The organism is Lacinutrix gracilariae, assembly GCF_042684485.1.
GTDB lineage: Bacteria > Bacteroidota > Bacteroidia > Flavobacteriales > Flavobacteriaceae > Oceanihabitans > Oceanihabitans gracilariae.
On record NZ_JBHULM010000045.1, the window covers coordinates 1 to 23,374 of the forward strand.

22 protein-coding genes are annotated in these 23,374 nt (G+C 31.5%); 7 read left to right on the forward strand and 15 right to left on the reverse strand.

All coding sequences use genetic code 11. The features are described 5' to 3' along the window. Positions 1-437: 437 nt before the first annotated feature. From ACFSSB_RS15775 to ACFSSB_RS15815, 9 genes are all read right to left on the reverse strand, one after another. On the reverse strand, positions 438-3,764 hold the full coding sequence (locus ACFSSB_RS15775; protein ID WP_379906049.1) for a T9SS type A sorting domain-containing protein: 3,327 nt from the start codon (positions 3,762-3,764) through the stop codon (positions 438-440). 194 nt (positions 3,765-3,958) lie between these two features. Beyond that, on the reverse strand, positions 3,959-4,771 hold the full coding sequence (locus tag ACFSSB_RS15780; protein WP_379906051.1) for an enoyl-ACP reductase FabI: 813 nt from the start codon (positions 4,769-4,771) through the stop codon (positions 3,959-3,961). Between the two features lie 116 nt (positions 4,772-4,887). Then, positions 4,888-6,540 carry a DNA repair protein RecN gene (recN, locus tag ACFSSB_RS15785; protein ID WP_379906053.1) on the reverse strand — a complete coding sequence of 551 codons (1,653 nt, stop codon included), beginning with the start codon at positions 6,538-6,540 and terminating at the stop codon, positions 4,888-4,890. A 63-nt stretch (positions 6,541-6,603) separates the two neighbouring features. Further along, a complete protein-coding gene (gene porD, locus ACFSSB_RS15790) occupies positions 6,604-7,491 on the reverse strand; it encodes a type IX secretion system protein PorD (RefSeq protein ID WP_379906055.1) in 888 nt (295 codons plus the stop codon). Next, entirely contained in the window at positions 7,484-8,695 is a 1,212-nt protein-coding gene (coaBC, locus tag ACFSSB_RS15795; RefSeq protein WP_379906057.1) for a bifunctional phosphopantothenoylcysteine decarboxylase/phosphopantothenate--cysteine ligase CoaBC, read from the reverse strand. Before coaBC ends, porD begins: the two co-directional genes overlap by 8 nt. Before the next feature lie 9 nt (positions 8,696-8,704). Continuing rightward, the gene (locus ACFSSB_RS15800; RefSeq protein WP_379906059.1) at positions 8,705-9,031 is read right to left on the reverse strand and encodes a DNA-directed RNA polymerase subunit omega; all 327 of its coding nucleotides are present in this window, start codon (positions 9,029-9,031) and stop codon (positions 8,705-8,707) included. Positions 9,032-9,039: 8 nt separating this feature from the next. Then, positions 9,040-9,852, reverse strand: coding sequence for an outer membrane protein assembly factor BamD (locus ACFSSB_RS15805; protein ID WP_379906061.1), 813 nt, complete (start codon positions 9,850-9,852; stop codon positions 9,040-9,042). 203 nt (positions 9,853-10,055) lie between these two features. Further along, positions 10,056-10,937: a 4-hydroxy-tetrahydrodipicolinate synthase gene (dapA, locus tag ACFSSB_RS15810; RefSeq protein WP_379906063.1), complete on the reverse strand. Its 882-nt coding sequence runs from the start codon at positions 10,935-10,937 to the stop codon at positions 10,056-10,058. Continuing rightward, entirely contained in the window at positions 10,930-11,457 is a 528-nt protein-coding gene (locus ACFSSB_RS15815) for a DUF6913 domain-containing protein (RefSeq protein ID WP_379906066.1), read from the reverse strand. The genes dapA and ACFSSB_RS15815 overlap by 8 nt, the downstream gene beginning before the upstream one ends. Positions 11,458-11,527: 70 nt before the next feature. Here ACFSSB_RS15815 and ACFSSB_RS15820 point away from each other — a divergent pair, with 70 nt between their 5' ends. Both ACFSSB_RS15820 and ACFSSB_RS15825 read left to right on the forward strand, forming a co-directional pair. After that, entirely contained in the window at positions 11,528-12,289 is a 762-nt protein-coding gene (locus ACFSSB_RS15820) for a 5'-nucleotidase C-terminal domain-containing protein (RefSeq protein ID WP_379906068.1), read from the forward strand. Between the two features lie 25 nt (positions 12,290-12,314). Next, complete coding sequence (locus ACFSSB_RS15825) at positions 12,315-13,232, forward strand: bifunctional metallophosphatase/5'-nucleotidase (protein ID WP_379906070.1); 918 nt, start codon at positions 12,315-12,317, stop codon at positions 13,230-13,232. On the opposite strand, the gene ACFSSB_RS15830 is transcribed toward ACFSSB_RS15825, so the two are convergent. The 6 genes from ACFSSB_RS15830 to ACFSSB_RS15855 all read right to left on the reverse strand — a co-directional run bounded on the left by ACFSSB_RS15830 (position 13,224) and on the right by ACFSSB_RS15855 (position 19,559). Further along, positions 13,224-13,973 (reverse strand): hypothetical protein, encoded by a 750-nt coding sequence (locus ACFSSB_RS15830; protein WP_379906072.1) that lies wholly within the window; start codon positions 13,971-13,973, stop codon positions 13,224-13,226. The two genes, ACFSSB_RS15825 and ACFSSB_RS15830, sit on opposite strands and share 9 nt — an antisense overlap. Before the next feature lie 185 nt (positions 13,974-14,158). Then, positions 14,159-14,848: a hypothetical protein gene (locus ACFSSB_RS15835; RefSeq protein ID WP_379906074.1), complete on the reverse strand. Its 690-nt coding sequence runs from the start codon at positions 14,846-14,848 to the stop codon at positions 14,159-14,161. A gap of 115 nt (positions 14,849-14,963) precedes the next feature. Further along, positions 14,964-16,958 (reverse strand): NAD-dependent DNA ligase LigA, encoded by a 1,995-nt coding sequence (gene ligA, locus ACFSSB_RS15840; protein WP_379906076.1) that lies wholly within the window; start codon positions 16,956-16,958, stop codon positions 14,964-14,966. A gap of 27 nt (positions 16,959-16,985) precedes the next feature. After that, positions 16,986-18,182, reverse strand: a complete 1,197-nt coding sequence (locus ACFSSB_RS15845; RefSeq protein WP_379906078.1) for a hypothetical protein — start codon at positions 18,180-18,182, stop codon at positions 16,986-16,988. Beyond that, positions 18,183-19,046 carry a peptide chain release factor N(5)-glutamine methyltransferase gene (gene prmC, locus ACFSSB_RS15850; protein ID WP_379906080.1) on the reverse strand — a complete coding sequence of 288 codons (864 nt, stop codon included), beginning with the start codon at positions 19,044-19,046 and terminating at the stop codon, positions 18,183-18,185. It abuts the gene before it with no gap. 21 nt (positions 19,047-19,067) lie between these two features. Beyond that, the gene (locus tag ACFSSB_RS15855; protein ID WP_379906082.1) at positions 19,068-19,559 is read right to left on the reverse strand and encodes a GNAT family N-acetyltransferase; all 492 of its coding nucleotides are present in this window, start codon (positions 19,557-19,559) and stop codon (positions 19,068-19,070) included. A 51-nt stretch (positions 19,560-19,610) separates the two neighbouring features. On the opposite strand from ACFSSB_RS15855, the gene ACFSSB_RS15860 reads away from it, so the two are divergent. From ACFSSB_RS15860 to ACFSSB_RS15880, 5 genes are all read left to right on the forward strand, one after another. Further along, positions 19,611-20,066 carry an LEA type 2 family protein gene (locus tag ACFSSB_RS15860; RefSeq protein WP_379906084.1) on the forward strand — a complete coding sequence of 152 codons (456 nt, stop codon included), beginning with the start codon at positions 19,611-19,613 and terminating at the stop codon, positions 20,064-20,066. Position 20,067: 1 nt separating this feature from the next. Beyond that, entirely contained in the window at positions 20,068-21,051 is a 984-nt protein-coding gene (ribD, locus tag ACFSSB_RS15865; protein ID WP_379906140.1) for a bifunctional diaminohydroxyphosphoribosylaminopyrimidine deaminase/5-amino-6-(5-phosphoribosylamino)uracil reductase RibD, read from the forward strand. 92 nt (positions 21,052-21,143) lie between these two features. Next, positions 21,144-21,755, forward strand: coding sequence for an HAD family hydrolase (locus ACFSSB_RS15870; protein ID WP_379906086.1), 612 nt, complete (start codon positions 21,144-21,146; stop codon positions 21,753-21,755). Continuing rightward, on the forward strand, positions 21,756-22,607 hold the full coding sequence (locus ACFSSB_RS15875; RefSeq protein WP_379906088.1) for an EamA family transporter: 852 nt from the start codon (positions 21,756-21,758) through the stop codon (positions 22,605-22,607). It abuts the gene before it with no gap. A gap of 146 nt (positions 22,608-22,753) precedes the next feature. Beyond that, positions 22,754-23,368: an IMPACT family protein gene (locus tag ACFSSB_RS15880; RefSeq protein ID WP_379906091.1), complete on the forward strand. Its 615-nt coding sequence runs from the start codon at positions 22,754-22,756 to the stop codon at positions 23,366-23,368. Positions 23,369-23,374 lie beyond the last annotated feature (6 nt).

A 23,374-nucleotide genomic window follows, 5' to 3' on the forward strand; every position in this document is an offset into this window, starting at 1 on the left:
ATCTACACCATCGGTTATAGACACCCATTTTTCACTTGTATAACTACCTCCTGAGGTAGTAATATTAATTATGGATTGTGCATTAGCTTGCAAAAAAAAGGCAAACATTGCAAAAAATAATAAAGTAATTTTTTTCATATTAATTTGGTTTTTGTTAATAAGTTAATATTCAATAGCATAAAGAATAAAACTATTAATAATAATTAAAGTAAAAACCTAAAAAAATAAAAATTAGATAAAAAGTAAGAAAACACCGACCAAATACAATACTGACATTAAAACTACATGCAACATAAACTCTATAACATTAAAAACAAGATATTTAAACAGTATTGAACACTTGTAATTGAATACAAAATAAAAGCACAAAAAAAGGCTTTGTTTAACAACAAAGCCTTTTACTATTAAAAAAGTATATACTACTTTTCTATAGGTTTCTATTCTTTAATTACATGAATAGTTTTTGTTTGATTATTTATAGAAACTTGAACAATATATGCTCCTACTTGTAAGCTAGACATATCAATATTTTGAATATTAGTTTCAGTAAGATTTATAACGCGTTGTCCTAACATATTAAACACACTTACTTTTTCTATACTAACATTGGTATTAAAGTTTAATGTGCCTTTTACAGGATTAGGATAATAACTAAAACCTTCAAAGTTATTTTGTTCTATTCCTAGTGTTGAAGGTGACCAAGCGCAGATATCAAAAGATCCTTTTGTATCGTCACCAAACTCCCAAACTCTAACAAATAATGTGTCACCAGGATTTAAACCTGTTAACTCAATTAAAGAGAATAAACCTGCACCACCATCGTCATTACATTCAACCTCAACTAAAGCTCCAGAAACTCCAGAATATACTGTCATTACTGTATCGCTAATTGGGTTTATTCCTGTAGATGAAGAAGTTTCAATGGTTACTTCTCCTGTACTTGGCACAATTACTTTAAACCATACATCTCCTTCTGGAGTTCCACAAGTTGCTCCTGCTTCTACAGATGTAGTTGCACCCACATTAGTTGCAACGGTTTTACCATCACACATAGTATCTCCAATTATCAATTCTATTGCTCCAGGCACCTCATCATTTGATGGAGGGCAAACATAATCGAATGCACCTATTGTAAAATCACAATCAGCATCCGAATGCACCACATCTAAAGTTATAGAAGTTCCATCTGCTACATAAGGTCCAACAGTAACTGTACCTGCAATTATTGCATAATTATTTGTTCCATCTGTAATTATTGTTCCATCTCCTACATTAGAAACTACTACATCTACGCTAAACTCATTATTAACACAATCACCAACAATTGTAGAACTATCTACTGTAGTTGGTGTACAGGTTGGTATTGCTGCACATGATAGCGTAATATCTACCGTTCCAGTAGTTGTACTACCACTAGAATAATGAGCAACATACACATAATAAGTCTCATTTAATACAGAAGTAAAAGTATGTGTTTCTGCTCCTACTGATTGATCATCACAAACAACATTTACTAAAGCACCACAAGCACCACTAGTAATAGCTACTTCATGATCAAAACTAGCTATAGTATCTACAGTCATATCGTCTCCTGTTCCTGTAAATGTAAACCAAATACCATTATCTCCCATAAAACAACCACTGTCTTCTTGGGTTCCCGTAGAACCTGATGAGGTAGCGTTTATTGTTTCACCACAAGCAATTGTTGTTGCGTTTGCGCAATCTATATTTTCTGGAGGGCAAGATTCTGGTGTTATTATAGAGTCTGTTCCGTTACAAATATCACCTGCAGCATCTTCTATAGCAATATTTACTGTAGTACTTGCAAGGTAAGGCCCAACAAAATAGGAACCAATTCCAACACCTGCTTCAAGAACACCTGTATCATCAGAGATATTTACAGTTGATGCAGTTCCTAAATCTGTTATATCAACTTCTACAAAGAATGCTTCTGTAGGACAATTATTTGCTCCATTTGCTAAAGTAAACGTAGCTGGAACACATGAAGGTGGCGGCACACAAGTTATTGCTAAATCAAAATTACCATTGTTAGTACTAAACCCTTCTACCATTATATAATAGGTAGTTGCTCCATCTGAAGTAAAGGTTACTTGAGATTGTGGAGAACATACTCCTGTAGCATCATCATTAAATGCGACTTGTGCCCCTCCACAAGAATCAAATACTCTAATATAGGTATCGTAATCTGATCCGCATAAACTAGCAGTTATTTCCTCACCATTAGCAGTTCCTGCTAATACATACCATACATCATTTGATGAATTATCACCACTATCTGTAGCGTCAATAGTTGAACCACTTACAGTTTCTCCACAGCTAATAGGTTCCGCATCTACACACTCATCATTAGCTGGTGCTGGTTGCGGACAAGTATTTGTATAAGTACCTACTGTGAAATCACAATCTGGATCTACTCCTGACACGTTTATATCTACGGAATCCCCACTATTATAAGGTCCTGTGGTTACCGTACCCACAATTAAAGGGTAAGTATTTATACCATCATCAAAAACAGTACCTGCATCACCTGCATTAGAAATAACGTGATCTACAGTAAATGTTCCTGTACCATCTGGATTACAGCTTTCAACTACAACAGAGCTATCTACAACTGCTTGTGTACAAGCTGGAGGATCTGTACATGTAAGATCTAAAGTAAATGCTGATGTTCCTGAGTAATCAAAAATTCTAACAAAATATGTTCCTGCAACTGGAGCATCTAAGAAAACTTCTTCAGGGTTCCCTCCATCACTACACTCTATAGTAGTAAGATCATTACAAGGTCCTGAGTAAATAAATACCACTCCATCTAAACCAGTTTCACCAGCAGGTTGATCAAGACTTACAGTATAACTACTAGTTCCATTTGCAACGAATGAATAAAACAAATCTAATGGGTTTGATGAAGTGTATGAACCACAAGTAGCACTAAGACCAGATACTGTTGCGTTTTCAGTGTTACCATTTATTGTTATTCCACAGTCTAATGGAAGCGCTCCATCACAGTTATCATTTACTGGAGGGTCAACTAGAAGCGAGGTATATTCAAGTGTCACCCATTCACTAACATCACCAACTCCACATATTGCACGAACCCAATACAATTTAGTTTCCCCTGGATCATGACCAAAAGTTGCAGCAGCTTGAGAAACTAGTACTGGATTATCTGGTTCTGTGGCATCTGGCTGAGTAATACCAACTTCCCAAGAAGTTTCATCTCCTCCTGCAGTCCAAGTAAACTCTGTAGTTGTTGTTGATTGTGTTGTTGGTGCAAAATTTGTTGGTACTGGGCAATCTGGTGCAGGTGTAAAAGTCAATGTCCAATCAAATGGTCCAGCTGACCATTGATCAGACCATTCAATGTAGTAATCATTTCCTGCTACTACTGCATAATTAAGAACTTCAGAAGCAAAAAAACTACCTGAACCTAAATCGCAGGCGTCGTCATTTGCAACTATATCTGTAAATGCACCACATGCACCTGATCCAACAGCTAAATCGGTATCAGCTCCTCCAAAACAAGAGTATACATCAATAGTTCCATCTGCAGTTGCAGTATAAACAAACCATGCAGCATTGTCGCCACTAGGTAATGTCATATCTGCACTAAAAGTAGCGTCTGTAATTGTTGTTCCTGTAATAGTTCCGGGTGTGACAGGTGTAGCGCTTGCACACGTGTCTTGAGAATAACTTTGCAAGCAAAATAAAAGCATGACAAAGCCGAAAAATGTAAATTTTTTCATTTTTTTTGGTTTTTTAGTTAATAAATTAATTAATAGACTTACAATCTATTCATTATTAAGCAATTACAAACTAAAAACTAAAAACAATCGATTAACAAATCGATTAAAAACAAAAAAATCCGTTAAAGACTTAACGGATTTTTAATTATTCGGAATTTTATTATTGATAATTCAATAAAAATGTTAATTTGTTGTTATTTTCCCACAAACGCTTCCATTACTTCATTACTAACTCCTACATTATTGAATCCTCCATCATGGAATAAATTTTGTAGCGTAACCATTTTTGTAAGGTCACTAAACATAGCTACGGTATAATTTGCACAATCTAATGCTGTTGCGTTACCTAATGGTGCCATTTTATCTGCATAAGCAATAAACCCATCAAAACCTTTAACTCCAGATCCTGCTGTAGTAGGTGTTGGTGATTGTGAGATAGTATTTACTCTAACCGTTTTGTCTTTACCCATAAAGTACCCAAAACTACGCGCAATACTTTCTAGATACGCTTTATTGTCTGCCATATCATTATAATCTGGAAAAACACGTTGTGCAGCCATATAGGTTAACGCAACAATACTTCCCCAAGGATTCATAGCATCTTTTTTATAAAGTGTTTGCATTACTTTATGAAAAGACATTGCAGAAATATCTGTTCCTTTTTGGGTCCAATCATAATTTTGGTTAGTATATGCATTTCCTTTTCTTACATTAATAGACATACCAATAGAATGCAATACAAAGTCTATTTTACCACCTAAAATCTCCATAGATTTTTCTACAAGATTTTCTAAATCTTCTAAAGAAGTAGCATCAGCAGGAATTACTTGAGATCCTGTTTTTTCTGCTAAAGCATTAATTGTTCCCATTCTTAACGCTACAGGAGCATTAGTTAATACAAAGGTTCCTCCTTCTTCATGAACGCGCTCTGCTGTTTTCCAAGCTATTGAGTTTTCATCTAAGGCACCAAAGATGATTCCTTTTTTTCCTTTTAATAAATTGTACATATTTAATATGTTATTTGGTATGGTTAATTTTATAAATTGATGGTCAAATATAACTAATTTAATATTTATGAGGTATCTAATATTAAGGATTTAGTTATGCTTACATAATATGGTTTTTAATTAAGTAATTCTTTTGCGTGTGCTATAGCAGAAGTAGAAACCTCTAGACCTCCTAGCATTTGTGCTATTTCTACAACACGATTGTCATGGCTTAGTTTTACTAAATTGGTTGTTGTTACTTCATCTACATCTTCTTTATACACTTTATAATGTGTATGCCCTTTGGCAGCAATTTGTGGCAAGTGTGTAATTGCAAATACTTGCATGCTATTACTCATGTTTTGCATAATATCTGCCATTTTATTTGCAATTTCACCCGAAACTCCTGTATCAATTTCATCAAACATTATAGTTGGCAGTTGTATGTAGTTAGATAAAATAGATTTAATTGCCAACATGATTCTTGCTAACTCTCCTCCTGATGCAGCTTTTTTAAGTGCATTAAATTGTCCGCCTTTATTTGCTGAAAATAAAAAAGAGAGTTGGTCTTTTCCGTTATAGGTATACTCTTTTGCTAAAGTAACTTCTATTTTAAATTGGGCATTTGGCATTCCTAAATCGCTCAAAATACTTTCTAGTTGTTTAGTTAGCGAAGGAATTGTTTTATGCCTTTTATCATGAATACTTTTAGCGATTGTATCTAATTTTTTAGCTACTGCTTGTATCTCTTTTTGTTTTTTATTGATGCTTTCTTCTAAGTTTTCTGTTTCTGAAACTTTTTGAGCTAATGCTTCTTTTATATCAATTAACTCTGAAACATTTTCTGCTACATGCTTTTGCATTAAATTATGCAGCAGTTGCAATTTTGCATTAACCACTTCTAACCTATTAGGATCTGCATCTAAATTTTCTTGAAGCGTTTCTATTTCTGCAAAAGCATCATCTAACTCTATAAGACTACTATTTACTCTTGTAAATAAATTTTGGTAGGTATTAGCGTATGTAGAAAGCTTTTGTAAGGTGTTTTTTAATTGGGTTAACAAGTTAAGAATACCTAATTCTTCATCTTGCAATAACTGGTGTGACTGCGTTAATTTATCTTGAATTTCTTCAATGTTATTCAAGGTTTCATACTCTTCTTCTAGAGTTTCTAATTCGCCATCTACAAGATTTGCTTCATTTAATTCTTTTAGTAAAAAAGCGTTATAGTCTTGCTCTTTTAGCGCTTCGGCTTGAAAAGCATAAAGCTCTTTTAATTCTTTTTGAAGCTTTTTATATTCTTGTAATGTGGTTTGGTAGCTTTTTAAATTAGCCTTGTTATCTGCTAATGCATCAATTATTTGAAATTGAAAATCATCATCTACCAATTGCATGGTTTGGTTTTGCGAGTGTACATCTATTAAATGCTTACCCAACACCTGTAAGGTATTTAAGTTTACAGGAGTATCATTTACAAAGGCTCTAGATTTACCAGAAGGAAGTATTTCTCTTCGTATTATAGTTTGGCTATCAAAATCTAAATCTTTGGTTTTAAATAGATTTTCTAGTTTATAGCTTTCAATATTAAAAACGGCTTCAATAACACATTTTTTATCTGTGTTTTTAAGACTGCTTAAATCTGCACGTTTTCCTAAAATTAAAGACAAACCACCTAGTAGAATTGATTTTCCAGCTCCTGTTTCTCCTGTAATTATGGTAAACCCTTGGTTAAAATCAACCAAAAGTGCATCTATTAAAGCGTAATTTTTTATGGATAAAGAGGTTAGCATTTTTTTTAGTTTTAAGTGTGCTACAAAACCTATAGATTTGTTTTGTTTGCCGCTAAAATTAAATTAAAACTTAATGTTTCGCCATTTGCTAGAGTGCATTGGCGCAACTTTGTTTAGTATAGCAGTTAATTCGCTAATATCTACATTAGGTCCTCCAGAAAATATTTGTTCTATTTCATCAGCTTTTGCATCAAAAAAAGTTCTTGCTAAAAAAGAGTTTGGTCTTTGCCTGTGCAAAGCATCCATTTTAACAATAGCATTAGCAACTTCTGCTTTTGCCTGCTTATCATTTTCACTCATGGTATCTAAACCTAATCTATGGTAATCATACAAAACTTCTCTAAAAACTTTATAGGTTGGTGATAGTATATTATCTGCCAATACAAATCTGGTTTGCAAACCGTCTTCTAGTTTCCAACCACTAAACCCTTCTTGTTGCGAATAGTTTACAATATTTTGTGCTTGTTTAAAATAAGTATCTCCACCATTTAATTTAAAAGTATCTGCATCTAAACCTAAGATCATATACACATGAAACGCTAATACCGAAACTAAATTAGATTGAAATTGATTGGGATTGTATATAAGATTTTGAAACTCTAGATATTTAAACGTAAAGTCTTTATCATTAATATTATAAACAGGTGTTGTATAGCTAGAACCGTAAACAGGTCTTGCAGATTGCACTTGTATAGAGGCATTAAAATTATCACTAGTTTGCCCAGTAACATTAATAACCATACTACACTCAATAAGCTCTTGAGGTGCAAACTTTTTGTTAGTCCATACTGTTTTATTTACAAATTCATTAAGCTGTTTTTCTAAGGTTTTAAAAATTTGTAAATTTTCATTACCTGTTAGTTGTGCATTTACTACAACGTTGCAGTTTATTTCTTGCGAAAAACCTACAAAACCAATACACAGTATAAGAACTAATAGTATGTTACGCATGAATTTGTTTTATAATTTGGTTAAAAATATCTGTTGCTACTTCTGTTTTAGATTTAAGAGCGTATGCTGTTATATTTTCTTTATTATCAATAAGTGTTACTTTATTGGTTTCTTTTTTAAAACCTGCTCCTTTATCATTTAACGAATTTAACACAATTAAGTTTAAATTCTTCTTTTTAAGTTTTCCTTTTGCATTTTCAAGTTCATTATTGGTTTCTAAAGCGAAGCCTACAAGAAATTGATTGGTTTTTATTTGCCCTAAAGAAGCTAAGATATCTTTTGTTTTAGTTAACTCTAATGTTAACGTAGTATCGTTCTTTTTTATTTTTTGAGTAGCCGCTTTTAGTGGTTTATAGTCTGCTACTGCTGCAGAAAGTATAGCAATATCTACATCTTTAAAATACTGATGTGCTGCATCATACATTTCTTGCGCACTAATTACAGGTACTAAATGTATTAAACTATGATTTACTTTTTGTTGGGTTGGTCCCGAAATTAAGGTTACCTCTGCGCCTAAATTAGCAGCTGCTTTTGCTAATTCAAATCCCATTTTACCAGAAGAATGATTACCAATAAAACGCACAGGATCTATGGCTTCATAAGTTGGACCTGCAGTAATTAGCACTTTTTTATTTCGAAGCGGAAGCTTGTTTAAAATATCGTTTTCTAAAAAGGAAACAATATCTTCTGGTTCTGCCATTCTGCCTTCACCAACTAAACCACTAGCAAGTTCTCCACTTGCAGCAGGAATAATAATATTATTAAAAGCTTTTAATTTTTTGAAGGATGCTAATGTAGAAGCGTGCTTATACATATCAAGATCCATTGCTGGAGCAAAATAAACAGGACATTTAGCTGAGAGATAGGTAGCTAAAAGTAAATTATCACAAACACCGTTTGCCATTTTAGACATGGTATTTGCTGTAGCAGGAGCTATAATAAAATAGTCTGCCCAAAGCCCTAATTCTACATGATTGTTCCAAACCTCATTAGTATCTTCTTCATTAGTAAACGAAGAATGTACTGGGTTTTTAGAAAGTGTAGATAAGGTTAAAGGCGTAATAAAGTCTTTACTAGCTGGAGTCATTACAACTTTTACGTTTGCTCCAGCTTTAATAAATAACCTTACTAGTGATGCTGTTTTATAAGCAGCAATACCAGCACTTATGCCTAATAGTATGTTTTTGCCACTTAGTATAGACATCTTTATGTTTTACTGGTTGTCTGCTTCTGTATCTCTGTAGTACACTTTATTATCTAACCATTCTTTAACTGCTAAAGCGTGTGGTTTAGGTAATCTTTCGTAGAATTTAGATACTTCAATTTGCTCTTTGTTTTCAAAGATTTCTTCTAAGCTATCATTGTATGTTGCAAATTCTTCTAACTTTTCAATTAATTCTTTTTTAATTTCAGAATTGATTTGCTCTGCTCTTTTAGAGATAATTGAAATAGATTCATAGATGTTTCCTGTTTCTTCATCTATTGCATTTCTATTGTACGTTGTTGTACTTGTAGGTGCATCAATCTTCTTTAAATCCATAATATATATTAACTTTTAGTACTGTATTTTTTTAATTCTTCTTCTAAATTTTCAAGCATATCTTTTGTTTTGTCTATATACTCAGAATTTGCATATTTATTTACAAAAGATAGGTAATATGATTTAGCTTTTATTAGTCTTTCTTCTTTTTTTCTTTCCACACTATTAATGGCAAGGTTGTATGCCGAATCTAATCGGTAAAACAATGCTTGTTCACGAAGTTTAGATCCTGGAAACTCAAATATAAAGTTATCAAAAGATTTTATAGCTGCATTATAGTCTCTGGTATACTCAACCGTTTTATAATATTGGTAAGCAATATCAAATGCTTTTTTCTCTAATTTACCATCTAATTCTTTTACTAGTTGATTGGCTTCTTCTAAATATGGAGAATTAGGATAAGTATTAATAAAGACTTGTAATTTCTCTATAGCATCTTTAGTAGCATGTTGCTCTTTAGAGTACATTGGAGACAACATATAGCTACTTTTTGCCGAAAGAAACTCTGCTTCTTCTGCTTTTACACTTTTAGGGTATGTTGTTGAAAAACGATCAAACTGATAACCTGCTAAGTAATAATCTTTAGCTTTGTAATAAGAATCTGCATATAAAAACGAAAGCTTTTCTGCTTGAGGCTTTCCTCTATATTGTGGCATTATTTGCTCAAACAACCTATTTGCTTTCAAGTACTTCCCTTTATTGTACAGATCTTCACCAACTGTAAATTTTGACGCAATATCGTCTCCATTTAAAGCTTTTTGATATGGACTACAAGAGCTTAATACTAAACCAAATAATACTATATAAATTAATTTATTCATCTGTAAATTTTACTGTTTTTACTATACCATGCCATTCTTAATAGAATCAAGGCTACTATTGTACACCTATTTAGATCTACTTTTTTCTCGATTTTAAAACAGAATGCAAAATTAGTCTTTTAATATGGATTTTAAAAATATTTTATTTTGCTAAAATAACTGATGAAATCAAGGAATTTATAGGTTTAAGTTATATTTAACTTTTAGGCTAAAACTTTAAGCGCTTCTGCTATTTTTTGCTTTAACTCATTGGTTGCCTCTACTAAAGGCAATCTTACATTTGCATTACACATTTTTAATGCTTGAAAAACAGCTTTAATTCCTGCTGGATTATTTTCGGCAAAAATTAAGCTTGTTAAATCCATAAGCTTAAAGTGAAGCGCATAAGCTTCTTTAGCTTTACCTTCTAAACCTAAATTAATCATGGTTGTAAATTCTTTTGGTACTGCTTGACCAAGTACAGAAATTACTCCTGCTCCACCTGCTAATACAACTCCTAGAGCTAAGTCATCATCTCCAGAAATTACTAGAAAATCTTCGGGTTTATTTTTTAATAATTGTAAGTACTGGTGTACATTATTTCCTGCTTCTTTAACAGCAACAATGTTTTTAAAATCTTGTGCCAAACGCAAAGTAGTTTCTGGTGTCATATCTTTTGCTGTTCTACCAGGAACATTATATAAAATTATAGAAACTGGAGACGCTTCTGCCACAGCTTTAAAATGTTGGTACAATCCTTCTTGTGTTGGCTTGCTATAATATGGAGATACCGATAAAATAGCGTCTATATTAGATAGATCTGTATTTTTAATTTCTTCAACAACTTGCGCAGTATTATTACCACCAATTCCTAATACTAAAGGTAGTCTTCCATTATTTGCTTTTATAACCGTGTTGGTTATTGCCTTTTTTTCTTCAGCTGTAACCGTTACACTCTCTCCTGTTGTACCACTAATAACTAGGTAATCTGTACCATTTGCTATATTGTACTCTACAATTTCTTCAAGCGATTTATGGTCTACACTTAAATCGTCATTAAAAGGTGTTATTAAAGCAACTCCTGTACCAGTGAAATTTTTATTCATTACTTATTTTATTAAATGTATTAAGGTATTTTATTAGTTCGGTTTTAAATAAATCAAATTGCTTGAAATTAGTATTAATAATAAGATCATTCAATCTGTTGTCTGTTTGCAAAACACCAATTTTAAATTTTGCTTTAGATGCTGCTGTGATCACTTTAAGTGGCAATACATCTTGTTGGTAATAACTAATTAAAGCATCAAAAGGTGTTTTTATAAATTCTTGAAGTTCTGCATGCTTTACTTTACCGTTCCAGGCAAAGTCTTTTGGATTATAACAAAAATTCAATGCATCTACGTCCTTCTTTTTATTAGATGTAAACGCTATAATTTTAAGATTATTTGGTGCAATATTAATTAGTTTTGCAAATTGTATAAAAGATTCAAAATCATCATATTCATCTATATTTACTAGTACAGCAAGGCTTGAGATTTTATTATTAGCCACAAAATCCTTTCTAGCATCTAATAATTTACTAATATATTTTTTAGTAGAATTTTGTTTAAAACCCTTTAAAATCATTTATCTTTATACTTTCTTGCAAAGGTAACAAAAGTAGTTAGTTTTGCGTATTAAAACCTATTCTTTACCTATGAATTATAAACATCTTTTTTTTATTGTTTTTGCCTTCTTAACTTTTGGCTGTAAACAGGAAAAACTATCCCTTACTAAAATAGAAGGAAAACAAATTAACATTAATGATAGTTTAGCCATTAACCCAGAGATTGAAGCGTTTATTAAACCTTACAGAGAGCACGTTAATAAAGATTTAGATAGTGTTATTTCTTATGCCGTTGACACCTACTCTAAAAAAGATGGTAATTACAACACTGCAATTGGTAACTTATTTGCAGATGCAGTAATTCAAGAATCGAATATTGTTTTTAACAAAAGAACCGGAAAAAACATAGATATGGTTTTACTAAACCATGGAGGTATTCGTGCCATTATATCTAAAGGAAACATAAGTACAAGAACAGCTTATGAAATCATGCCTTTTGAAAACAGTCTTGTGGTTGCTGAAATGAAAGGAAAAACCATACAAGATAGCTTAGTTCATTACTTAACAAAAGCAAAACGTGCGCATCCTATTTCTGGATTAAAAATTAAAATGGACAAAGACTTTAACGTTATAGAAACTTCTATAAATAACAAACCTATTGAAGCTAACAAAAGCTATTATGTGGTAACCAATGATTATTTATACAATGGAGGTGACCGAATGACTTTTTTTAAAACCAATGATAGTTTATACGTTTTAAACTATAAAGTAAGAAACGCTTTGGTGGATTACTTTAAAAAGACAGACACCATTAACCCTGTTATTGACGACAGATTTATTCAAACAAAATAAGAAACCACTAACAAAATTTACACTTGTGAAAAGAAGAGATTTTATACAACAGACATCTGCAACAGCTGCTTTAATTACGTTAGGAGGTTTAGGCTTACAATCATTTACCTCTGGAAGTAAAACTACTAAAATAACCATACTGCATACTAATGATGTACACAGTCATATTGATGCCTTTGGACCTGATGATGGTAGAAACCCGAACCAAGGAGGTGTTGCCAGAAGAGCGAGTTTAATACAAAATATTAGAAACGAAAACCCAAACACCTTACTACTAGATGCTGGAGATATTTTTCAAGGCACACCGTATTTTAACTATTATGGTGGAGAGTTAGAATTTAAGCTTATGAGCATGCTTAAATACGATGCAGCTACTATAGGAAACCATGATTTTGACAATGGTATTGACGGCTTATTAGCACAATTACCACATGCTAAATTTGACTTTTTATCAGCTAATTATGATTTTTCAAACACTGTTTTAGACGCTTTTGTAAAACCCTTTAAAACCTTTACTAAAGATGGTATCAAAATTGGCGTTTTTGGTTTAGGAATAGAACTAAATGGTTTAGTAGACAAAAGCATGTATAAAGAAACGGTTTATCTTGATCCTGTAGAAACAGCTCAAGAAATGACCAGAATATTAAAAGAGGATCAAAAATGTGATTTGGTGATTTGTTTATCGCATTTAGGGTACCACTACAAAAATGCGCCTTCAAAAATTAGCGATTTATCATTAGCTAAAGCTACTAAAAACATCGATTTAATAATAGGTGGACATACGCATACTTTTTTACCAAAACCTACAGTTACAAAAAATAGTGAAGGCAAAAATGTTTTAGTAAATCAAGTTGGTTGCTACGGAATAAACTTAGGAAAAATTGATTTTTATTTTGATGCAGATAAAAACAAAGCAGCAGAAGGAACCTCTATACTAGTGTAAACTATTAAGAAAAGCTTTTGCTTTTATTTCTATATCGCTAGTGGTTTTATTTCTTTCTTTTATATAATTGAACAGAAATAATAAACCAACAATATGTAAAATCCTATCTAGTAATACAAAACTCCAGTTGTATAGATAATATACACTTATATAATGTAACACATCTGAAAAAGCAAAACATAAAACCATTATTAAAAATAATATAGAACCTTTGGTTTCTGAATTTAAATAATCTACAAAAGAAATAAAGGCTAGAGTTATTAAAGCGATGCTTTTAACAGCAAACAGCGTAACTTCTATACTATCTGGAATATAATACTTAATTAAATCAAAAAGAACATAAAGCAAAATTGCGTTAATTAAAAAGACAGAAATTAAATACGCTCTAATAACCTTATCTAACTTTAATTTTTTAATACCTGTTGCAACAGCCACAATTAAACTTAAATAGCTCAAACAATAAAAGAAGCTTGAAATATTTAAAAGCATAAAACTAGATGTTATATTAGAAGTTACATCTCCTGTAAACGAAAACAACAAAAATGCTAAAATCCATGTTTTAATCTGCTTACCTATTAATAGTAAGTAAGTAAAAATTATAGGAATAAAGAGTGTTTTTGTTATTTGCTGCAGCAAATTATTTCCGCTAATAACCGCAAAAATATTAACACATATAAGCGTAAACAATACGCACCAAAAGGCATTGCTTGGAAGTTTATTTTTCCATTGGTTTAAAATCATAATCATAAGTAGGTTAAAACAAATGTATTACAATTTTTTCAATCATCGATAAAAACACTTGATTTATCGATGAAATACATAAATACATGCTTTTTTTGAAGATAATTCTCTCAAAAAAATATATAAAAGGGCTTTATAATGATAAAAAATGAATAGAAAAAAAACAGCGTGCAAACGAATGTTTACTATACAAAGGCATTACTTTTCTTTTTAACTCCTACAACTAAATTAGACTGAAGATAAAATATAATAAAAGCAAACACATTTAAGAAAGTAGCGATATAGCTTAATATTTCTAATTCTGTTAAATAGTAATAACCTATTAAAATAAACTCTGAAAAGCTTAACGAAAGACAACCAATAAATAGATACAAAGACTTTGTAGTATCATTTTCTAAAAAGTTTAAAAAAGATGCTGCCAACATAATTAATAACATTAAATTATAACCATGCTCTACAACCCTTACCAAACTTAAAACTTTTGTTTCAAACAAAACAGGATCTATTATACCAGACAAAACAGTAAATAGATAAATTATAAGCATTGCTAAAACAATAGTTTGAACCAAGAACTTTTTAAAGAGCACTTTTACATTTAATGTTTTGAAGATTTCTAGAATTAAAAAGAAAAAAGATATTACGTAAAGTATGTTACAAGCAAAATAAAAGATTTCATATAAATTATCTCCATCTATTATATGCAAAATATCTGCTAAAGAATAACATCCCAAAAACAGCGAAAAATACAAAGATTTCTTTTTTCGTAATAGAAAATAAAATAAGGTAATAATAGGAACTATTAGTAATTCTAAAACAGAAAACATAGAAATTTGAATAGTATCTATAACCGCTAAACTAAAAAGACAAGTTAACATAAATTTATTTAAACACCTAAAAGAGTGTTAGTTACCACGCGTCAAATATAAATAAAATTTACAACTTAACGGTATAATTCTACTTTTTGTCGGTTTAAAAATCAAATTCTTACAATTACGATACCATTTGTAAGAATTCCTTTTCTGTAATTAGAGGAACTCCTAATTTTTCGGCTTTAGCTTTTTTACTTGGTCCCATTTTATCTCCTGCAACAATAAAACTAGTTTTAGCAGATATAGAAGAAGATACTTTACCTCCATTATCTTCTATTAACTTTTTAAGTTCTGTTCTTGAAACGGTTTCAAAAACACCAGAAACTACAAAAATTTGATTTTCTAATTTATTGGTTTGATTCGCTAATTTTTCGGCAGAAACTTCTAGTTGTACTCCAAAGCTTCGTAGTTTTTCAATGGTCTGTATATTTTCTTCCGAAGCAAAAAAAGCAATAACACTTTCTGCTATTTTAACACCTATTTCATCTACGTTTACCAATTCTTCTTGTGTAGCCTTTGCAATGGCATCAATACTTTTATAATGCTTGGCTAATTTTTTAGCAACAGTTTCTCCTACATATCTAATTCCTAAAGCAAAGAGCACTCTTTCAAAAGGTATTTGTGTAGAAGCAGCAATACCATTCACTAAATTTTCAGCACTTTTTTCTGCCATTCGCTCTAAAGGCATAACTTGCTCTTTGGTTAGCGTATACAAATCAGAATAATTAGCAATCAATCCTGCGCTTACTAAAAGTGCAACGGTTTCTCCTCCTAAACCTTCAATATCCATTGCTTTTCTAGAAATATAATGCTGTATTCTACCAACTATTTGAGGCTTACAACCATTATAATTAGGACAAAAATGTTTTGCCTCACCTTCTAACCTTTCTAAAGGCGTATTACACTCTGGGCAATGCGTAATATATTGTGTTGGCTGCGAGTTTTCTGGACGTTTAGTTAAATCTACAGCAATAATTTTAGGTATTATCTCACCTCCTTTTTCTACATACACCTCATCACCTACTCTAACATCTAGTTTTTCAATTTGGTCACTATTATGTAAAGAAGCACGTTTTACTGTGGTTCCTGCTAATTCTACAGGCTCTAAATTTGCAACAGGTGTTATTGCTCCTGTTCTACCCACTTGATACGATATACTGTTTAGTCGTGTAGAAACCTGCTCTGCTTTAAACTTATATGCCATTGCCCAACGTGGTGCTTTGGCAGTATACCCTAATTCTTCTTGTTGTTGTAAGTCATTTACTTTTACTACTACACCATCTGTTTCGTAAGGTAAATTATGTCTTTCTGTATCCCAATAATTCACAAACTCTAATACCTCATCAATAGAGTTTGCTAGTTTAGCTGCTTCCGGAACTTTAAATCCCATCTGCCTGGCTTTTTCTAAACTTTCCATTTGTGTAGCTATACCTAAATTATCTCCTGTAATATTATACAACAAACACTCTAATGGTCTTTTTGCTACTTCTGCACTATCTTGAAGTTTTAAACTTCCCGAAGCAGTATTTCTAGGATTTCTATAAGGTTCTTCGCCAATATCTATGCGCTCTTCATTCATTTTATTAAACCCTTCAAAAGGCAAAACAATTTCTCCGCGAATATCAAACTTTGCAGGATAACTTCCTTTTAACTGTAATGGTACCGACTTTATCGTCTTAATATTTGCTGTAACCTCATCTCCTTGCATACCATCACCACGAGTTACTGCTCGAAGCAAACTTCCGTTTTCATAAGTTAAACTAATAGATGCTCCATCATACTTTAACTCACAAGTATATTGAATTTGACCATCGACCATTTTTTTTATTCTTGCTTCCCAATCTTGCAAATCTTCAAGCGAATACGAATTATCTAAACTATACATTCGGTGTTCATGCACAACCGTATTAAAATTTTTAGTTACTTCTCCTCCTACGCGTAAGGTTGGCGAATTGGCATCATAAAACTCGGGGTGTTTTGCTTCTAAATCTTGAAGCTCTTTTAATTTACTATCAAAATCAAAATCGCTAATAGTAGGATTATCTAGGACGTAATAGTTATAATTATGTTCACGAAGCTCGTTACGTAAATTCTCTATGTATTCTTTGGTATTCATTTTTTAATTGCAAATAATTTTTGAAAATTATATTTTGATTTCAAATTTAAGATAATATGGCTTAGAAAGTTTATCTGGCGCATAACAATCTGTCACAAAATCCACCGCTTTTATTATAAAGACATCATTTTGTACCCAATGGATAGAAAAAATAGCATCCATACTTCCTGCATTATTCTTTTTAAAAGGATAAGACCAAGATTGTGGCGTATAACCAAACATCGATATATATTTATTCTTTTTATCTTTTTTATATAACTGAAAATAGGTATCATGATAACATTCGGTTTGATCGTATGTTATTAAAACAGCATAGTCTTTATTTGGTGATATATACGGATAGCCTTGAAATACATTTAAAGTATCTCCTGTTTTCTTGCTTATTTCGGTATGAATTTCTGGCATAAAAAACATGCTTTCTGAAACCATATAACTAGTTGGGAAATCTTCGTGCACAAAAACGTTATACGTTCGTGTTGGCGTGTATTCGGAGTTTAAATACGTAGTATCTTTTAATACTAGCTTTTTAGCTTTTTCAAAATGAAGTACAATACGTCCATTTATTTTCTTTGGCACTTCATTTAAAGGATTAGCCTCTTTTTCTAAAACATTAAAATCAGTAATATTAACTTTTTTAATATCTAAGAATTCTCTTAAATCGACCTTTGATTCATTACCCTTTTCGCCAGTAGACAAATAATTATAATCATATAATGAATCCTCCTCTGCATTTGAATTGTTTTCATATAAAAAGCCTTCAAAAACAAATCCTATATCTTCCTTTTTTACAAACCATTTATAGTCATATTGGTTGGCACTAACTTGGATTTTCTCATTGCTCCAGGCAGTAACCACCTTTGCTTTTCTACCTGAAATAATTTGATTTTTATCTTTTAGGGTTATAGAATCCTTAGTATAATCCAGAATATACACACTTTCACCAAAATCTAATTTACCGATTTTATTCCCTAAAGAATCTCTAACATTAAGGCCGTTAATAGCATTTACTGTTCGTATTTGCAAAGCTTCCATTTCTTTAGGCGTAAACCATTTGTAAATAGAATCTTGCAAAACAATAGTAGCATCTGTTTTTTGTTCCTGTGCATTATTTTCTGTTGCAACCACAACAGAATCTGTATTATTCACCAACACCTTTTTACGGTTGGTTTCCTTTTTACAAGCAAAAACCAAGATGGAAACGAAAATAAAACACCATTTTTTCATCTACCCTTTTACCCCTTTTAGCATTCTATCTTTGCCAAAAAAATCTTTCTTTAATTCTATATCTTTAAAGTCATTTTCTTGCAACAACGTAAGCATTTCTTTACCAAGATATTCGTTTATTTCAAAATACAATTCGCCTTTTGCTTTTAATTTAGCAATTGCAAATGCTGTTATTGCGTTATAAAACTGTAAGGGATTATCATCTTCTACAAACAAGGCTAAATGTGGTTCGTTTGCTAATACATTGGTACGCATTTCTTGTTTTTCAAGATTGCGAACGTATGGAGGATTAGATACTATAATATCAAACTCTACATTTTCTAATTTTAAATCACAGGTGCTTTGGTTTAAAATATCTGCAGAAATAAACGTTACCTCTACCTCATTTAAAACAGCGTTTTCTTTTGCTTTTTCTAGGGCTTTTTCAGAAACATCTAGCGCGTAAACCTTAGCATTTGGCAAATTTTTAGCCAACGAAATAGCTATACAACCCGTTCCTGTACCAATATCTAAAACAGTTAAAGGTTTACTCCTTTTATTAGAAACTATAACCCATTCTACAAGTTCTTCGGTTTCTGGTCGTGGTATTAAGGTATGCGCATTTACTTTAAATGGTAAACCATAAAATTCTGTTTCTCCTATTATATACTGAATTGGTTCTTGTTCTTTTAACCTGTTTAACGCTTGTAATAGCAACTCTTCTTCTGCTTTTGAAATTGTTTTTTCAGGCTCTAAGGCTAATTTTAACCTTGTAAAATAGCAATACGATTCTATTAACAAATAGAAAAAACTACTCACCTCCTCTTTACCATAAATAGCATCAAGCTCTTTATGAAACGCTTCTTTTATTGTTTTTAATTTCATGTAAAAAATAGGATAAAGAAATTACAAGTTTTTAAGCATCCAAACACCACAAGAAGAATGTCCTGTGTTTCCTAAAGGAGCTTCTAAATGTTTAAATCCAAAGGTTTCATAAATATGAATAGCAGCTTTTAAACTTGAAATAGTTTCTATATAACATTGCTTATAGCCTAATGTTTTAGCAGCTTCTATACATTTTTCAAAAAGCGGTTTTCCAATTCCTTTACCTCTTATTTCTGGAGCAAAATACATTTTTTGAATTTCGCATATTTCGGTTTCAAAATCTTTTAAAGGCTTTATTCCTGCGCCACCAAAAACTTTTCTATCTAACTCTACAACATAATAAACCTCGTTATTATTTTGGTAAGACTCAAACATTTTAGTGGTCTCAACATCCTCATAAGCTGTACCAACTAACGGAATGTCAAAATCATGAAAACAACCTCTAATAGCAGCTTCTATTTGCGCATTATCCTTTTGTTCAATTTCTCTTATAATGATATTGCTATTACTCACTTTTAAATATTATTTTTGCTGTGAAGATACATTAAATCTAAAAAAATTTAAATGAAGAAGCTTATAATCTTATTAACAGTAATAGGTACTTTTTTAAGTTGTTCTGTTAAAGAGAAACCTGAGTTTTTAAGAGTAGACAACATAAAAGTAGACGATACTAACTCTAAATACATTACCCTTAGTGCAGATGCCTATTTTATAAACCCTAATGATATAAGTGGCGAATTAAAAACCGATGAGATTAAAGTTTTTGTTAACAACAACCAAATGGCAACGGTTAAAACAAAAAGCTTTAAAGTACCTGCAAGAAAAGAATTTTCTATTCCTTTAGAAGCAAATGTACCTACAGATAGCCTTTTAAGCAACAAAAGCTTGAGTGGTTTATTAGGTAGCTTATTAAGTCAGAAAATGAAAGTACAATACAAAGGACAAATTAAATATAAGGTATTTGGTTTTTCACATACCTATGATGTAGACGAAACCGAAAACGTTAAAATAAAATTCTAAAATTATTACACACAAAGACTACATACAACGCTGCATACAAATTGCAAAACTAGGCTTAGGAAGCACTAGGCCAAACCCAATGGTTGGAGCTGTAATTGTACACAACAACAAAATTATTGCAGAAGGCTACACAAGTGCTTATGGTGGCAATCATGCAGAAGTAAATGCAATACAGGCTGTACAAGACAAAACACTTTTAACCGAAGCAACCTTATATGTTACCTTAGAACCTTGTAGTCATTTTGGTAAAACACCTCCTTGTAGCGACTTAATTATTAGAAACAAAATACCTAATGTGGTTATTGGTTGTGTAGATGATAATCCTGAAGTAGCAGGAAAAGGAATTAAAAAACTAAGAGACTCTGGTTGCCATGTAACGGTTGGTGTTTTAGAGGAAGAATGTAAAGAACACCACAAACGTTTTTTTACTTTTCACAATAAAAAACGTCCTTATATTATTTTAAAATGGGCTGAAACTACAGACGGTTTTATTGCGCCAAAAACAAAAAATGAAAACAAACCTGTTTGGATAACTAACAAAATATCTAGACAATTAGTACACAAATGGCGTGCCCAAGAGCAAGCAATTTTAGTTGGCACAAACACTGTTATACAAGACAACCCAAGCTTAACCGTTAGAGATTTTGTTGGCAACAACCCAACTCGTGTGGTTTTAGATAAAAACAATACACTTAACCATACTTTTTCTGTTTTTAATACCGAAGCTAAAACTATTGTTTTAAAAGAAAAAACAGCTAAAACCATTTGTCAAGCAATACACAAGCACGATATTAATTCTATTATTATTGAAGGAGGAGCACAAACATTACAAATGTTTATTAATGAAAACCTTTGGGATGAAGCAAGAGTATTTACAGGAAACGTTTTGTTTAAAGAAGGCGTAAAAGCGCCCAAGTTTTCGGGTAAACTAGTTGCTACAGAAACCATATTAACAGATACTCTTAAAACATTTATTAACGATTAAAACTTTGCTATTCTTTCTGTAAAAGCAAAAACCCACAATACAAGTACTAACTAAACAGATTCCTATCTTTGTAGGAATGACAAAAAATAAATATGATTAAAAACCTAATTTTCGATTTTGGAGATGTGTTTATCAACCTAGACAAAGCTGGTGCCATGCAAAATGCACTACAAACTTTTGAAGTAGAAACACTACCAGAAGAACTAGTTGCTATTAACACCTTATATGAACAAGGATTAATCTCTACCGAAGAATTTTTAGATTTCTATCAAGAAAATTTTCCCAAATTAACAGAAGTTGAAATTATAGATGCTTGGAACTTCATTCTGAAAGATTTTCCGCGTAAGCGATTAGAATTTATTCAACAATTGGCTGCCGAAAAAAAGTACACCCTTATATTACTAAGTAACACTAACGAATTACATATAAATAGCATAATAGAAAATGTAGCTTTCTTCGAAGATTTTAAAAAATGCTTCGATGCTTTTTACCTTTCGCATGAAATTCAATTACGAAAACCAAATGCCAATATTTATGAGTTTGTACTTGAAGAAAACAAACTAAAAGCAGAAGAATCTTTTTTTATTGATGACACTTTAGAAAACACCGAAGCAGCCAAACAATTAGGTATTCATGTTTGGAATATTGACGAAACCAAAGAAGACATCTCTCAATTATTTAGCTTACATAAAGACTTATTTTAAATGTATTTACTATTAAGTATTTTAAGCTCTACGCTTATATTTATTGTATTTAAGCTGCTTACCAAGTATAAAATTAGCACCATACACACCATAACAGTTAACTATTTTGTTGCTTTTGCTATAGGTATTTCCTCTTACAACCAACCAATAACTGCACAAAACACCATATATAGTGATTGGTTTTTAGGAGCATTATTTTTAGGCTTTTTATTTATTAGCATCTTTTTTGTAATGGCTACAACTGCTCAAAAAAATGGTGTTTCGGTAGCTTCTGTAGCTTCTAAAATGAGTGTGGTTATACCTATAATTTTTGGTATTTACATGTATAATGAAAGCACAGGACTTCAAAAGATAATAGGAATTTGTTTTGCATTAGTTGCTGTGTATTTGGCTTCAGTAAAATCATACGCTCAAGTTGATTTTAAAAAAAACTTAGCACTACCCATTCTACTTTTTATAGGATCTGGAACTATTGACACCTCCATAAAATATATTGAAACTACACATGTGCCAGAAAATGGTATCCCTATATTTTCAGCCTCTATATTTGGTATTGCTGCTATTTTAGGAGTACTTACAACACTTGTAAAAAAAGACTTTGGTTTTAACCTAAAAAGCTTGGTAAGTGGTTTTATTCTAGGAATTGTAAACTATGGTTCTATATACTTTTTATTAAAAGCTTTAGATCATGAATTGTTTGAAAGCTCTACCCTTTTTACTGTAAATCATGTAGGGATCATGATGCTTTCTACCTTAGTAGGTTTGTTGGTTTTTAGAGAAAAACTATCTGTAAAAAACTGGATAGGACTAGGTTTGGCTGTTGTAGCTATAACATTAGTGACTTTAGCGTAATACTAAACTTTAATAAACAAATACAAATAACACGATCTACAAAAAGGTAATTATAAAATAACAGCAACCATACTTTAATAAAAAACGTCCGTCATAATTTTAATGATTGGGCGTTTTTTTATATCATTGATGTTTTAGCAACTACAATGACTATTAAAGACACTTACAAAACAATTACAGAAGCTTCAGAAGAAACACTGTTTAAAGATAAAAACTCCAAATTCTTTAGTTATGCTTTTCCTATTCAAAATGAAGAAGATGCTAAACAACATATTGAAGCACTAAAAAAACAACACCATTCTGCAAGACATTGGTGTTATGCCTACCAATTTGGTACCGAAGAAAACAACCTTTCTTACAGAGCAAATGACGATGGCGAACCAAATAATAGTGCAGGAATGCCTATTTACGGACAAATTCAATCTTTTGATGTTACCAACATACTTATTGTAGTGGTACGCTATTTTGGAGGCGTAAAACTAGGTGTAGGAGGCTTAATAAATGCATACAAAACAGGAGCTCAAATGGCTTTAGAAGCTTCTAATATTGTTGAAAAAACAATTAACATACAGTATTGCATCTCTTTTGAATACAAAAACATGAATAAAGTAATGCGTATTATAAAAGAGAAAAACTTACAGGTTACTAATCAAATTTTAGAATTAGATTGTAAAGTATTTATTTCGGTTAGAAAAAGAGACTCGAAAGCAATTTTTGAAACTTTTAATAATCAATTTGAAATTCAAATTAAAGCGGTTTAGCTTCAG

Coding starts and splice junctions, on each gene's coding strand:
- ACFSSB_RS15775 (WP_379906049.1), bottom strand. CDS start 3,764: ATGAAAAAATTTACATTTTTCGGCTTTGTCATGCTTTTATTTTGCTTG.
- ACFSSB_RS15780 (WP_379906051.1), bottom strand. CDS start 4,771: ATGTACAATTTATTAAAAGGAAAAAAAGGAATCATCTTTGGTGCCTTA.
- recN (WP_379906053.1), bottom strand. CDS start 6,540: ATGCTAACCTCTTTATCCATAAAAAATTACGCTTTAATAGATGCACTT.
- porD (WP_379906055.1), bottom strand. CDS start 7,491: ATGCGTAACATACTATTAGTTCTTATACTGTGTATTGGTTTTGTAGGT.
- coaBC (WP_379906057.1), bottom strand. CDS start 8,695: ATGTCTATACTAAGTGGCAAAAACATACTATTAGGCATAAGTGCTGGT.
- ACFSSB_RS15800 (WP_379906059.1), bottom strand. CDS start 9,031: ATGGATTTAAAGAAGATTGATGCACCTACAAGTACAACAACGTACAAT.
- ACFSSB_RS15805 (WP_379906061.1), bottom strand. CDS start 9,852: ATGAATAAATTAATTTATATAGTATTATTTGGTTTAGTATTAAGCTCT.
- dapA (WP_379906063.1), bottom strand. CDS start 10,937: ATGAATAAAAATTTCACTGGTACAGGAGTTGCTTTAATAACACCTTTT.
- ACFSSB_RS15815 (WP_379906066.1), bottom strand. CDS start 11,457: ATGATTTTAAAGGGTTTTAAACAAAATTCTACTAAAAAATATATTAGT.
- ACFSSB_RS15820 (WP_379906068.1), top strand. CDS start 11,528: ATGAATTATAAACATCTTTTTTTTATTGTTTTTGCCTTCTTAACTTTT.
- ACFSSB_RS15830 (WP_379906072.1), bottom strand. CDS start 13,973: ATGATTTTAAACCAATGGAAAAATAAACTTCCAAGCAATGCCTTTTGG.
- ACFSSB_RS15835 (WP_379906074.1), bottom strand. CDS start 14,848: ATGTTAACTTGTCTTTTTAGTTTAGCGGTTATAGATACTATTCAAATT.
- ligA (WP_379906076.1), bottom strand. CDS start 16,958: ATGAATACCAAAGAATACATAGAGAATTTACGTAACGAGCTTCGTGAA.
- ACFSSB_RS15845 (WP_379906078.1), bottom strand. CDS start 18,182: ATGAAAAAATGGTGTTTTATTTTCGTTTCCATCTTGGTTTTTGCTTGT.
- prmC (WP_379906080.1), bottom strand. CDS start 19,046: ATGAAATTAAAAACAATAAAAGAAGCGTTTCATAAAGAGCTTGATGCT.
- ACFSSB_RS15860 (WP_379906084.1), top strand. CDS start 19,611: ATGAAGAAGCTTATAATCTTATTAACAGTAATAGGTACTTTTTTAAGT.
- ACFSSB_RS15870 (WP_379906086.1), top strand. CDS start 21,144: ATGATTAAAAACCTAATTTTCGATTTTGGAGATGTGTTTATCAACCTA.
- ACFSSB_RS15875 (WP_379906088.1), top strand. CDS start 21,756: ATGTATTTACTATTAAGTATTTTAAGCTCTACGCTTATATTTATTGTA.
- ACFSSB_RS15880 (WP_379906091.1), top strand. CDS start 22,754: ATGACTATTAAAGACACTTACAAAACAATTACAGAAGCTTCAGAAGAA.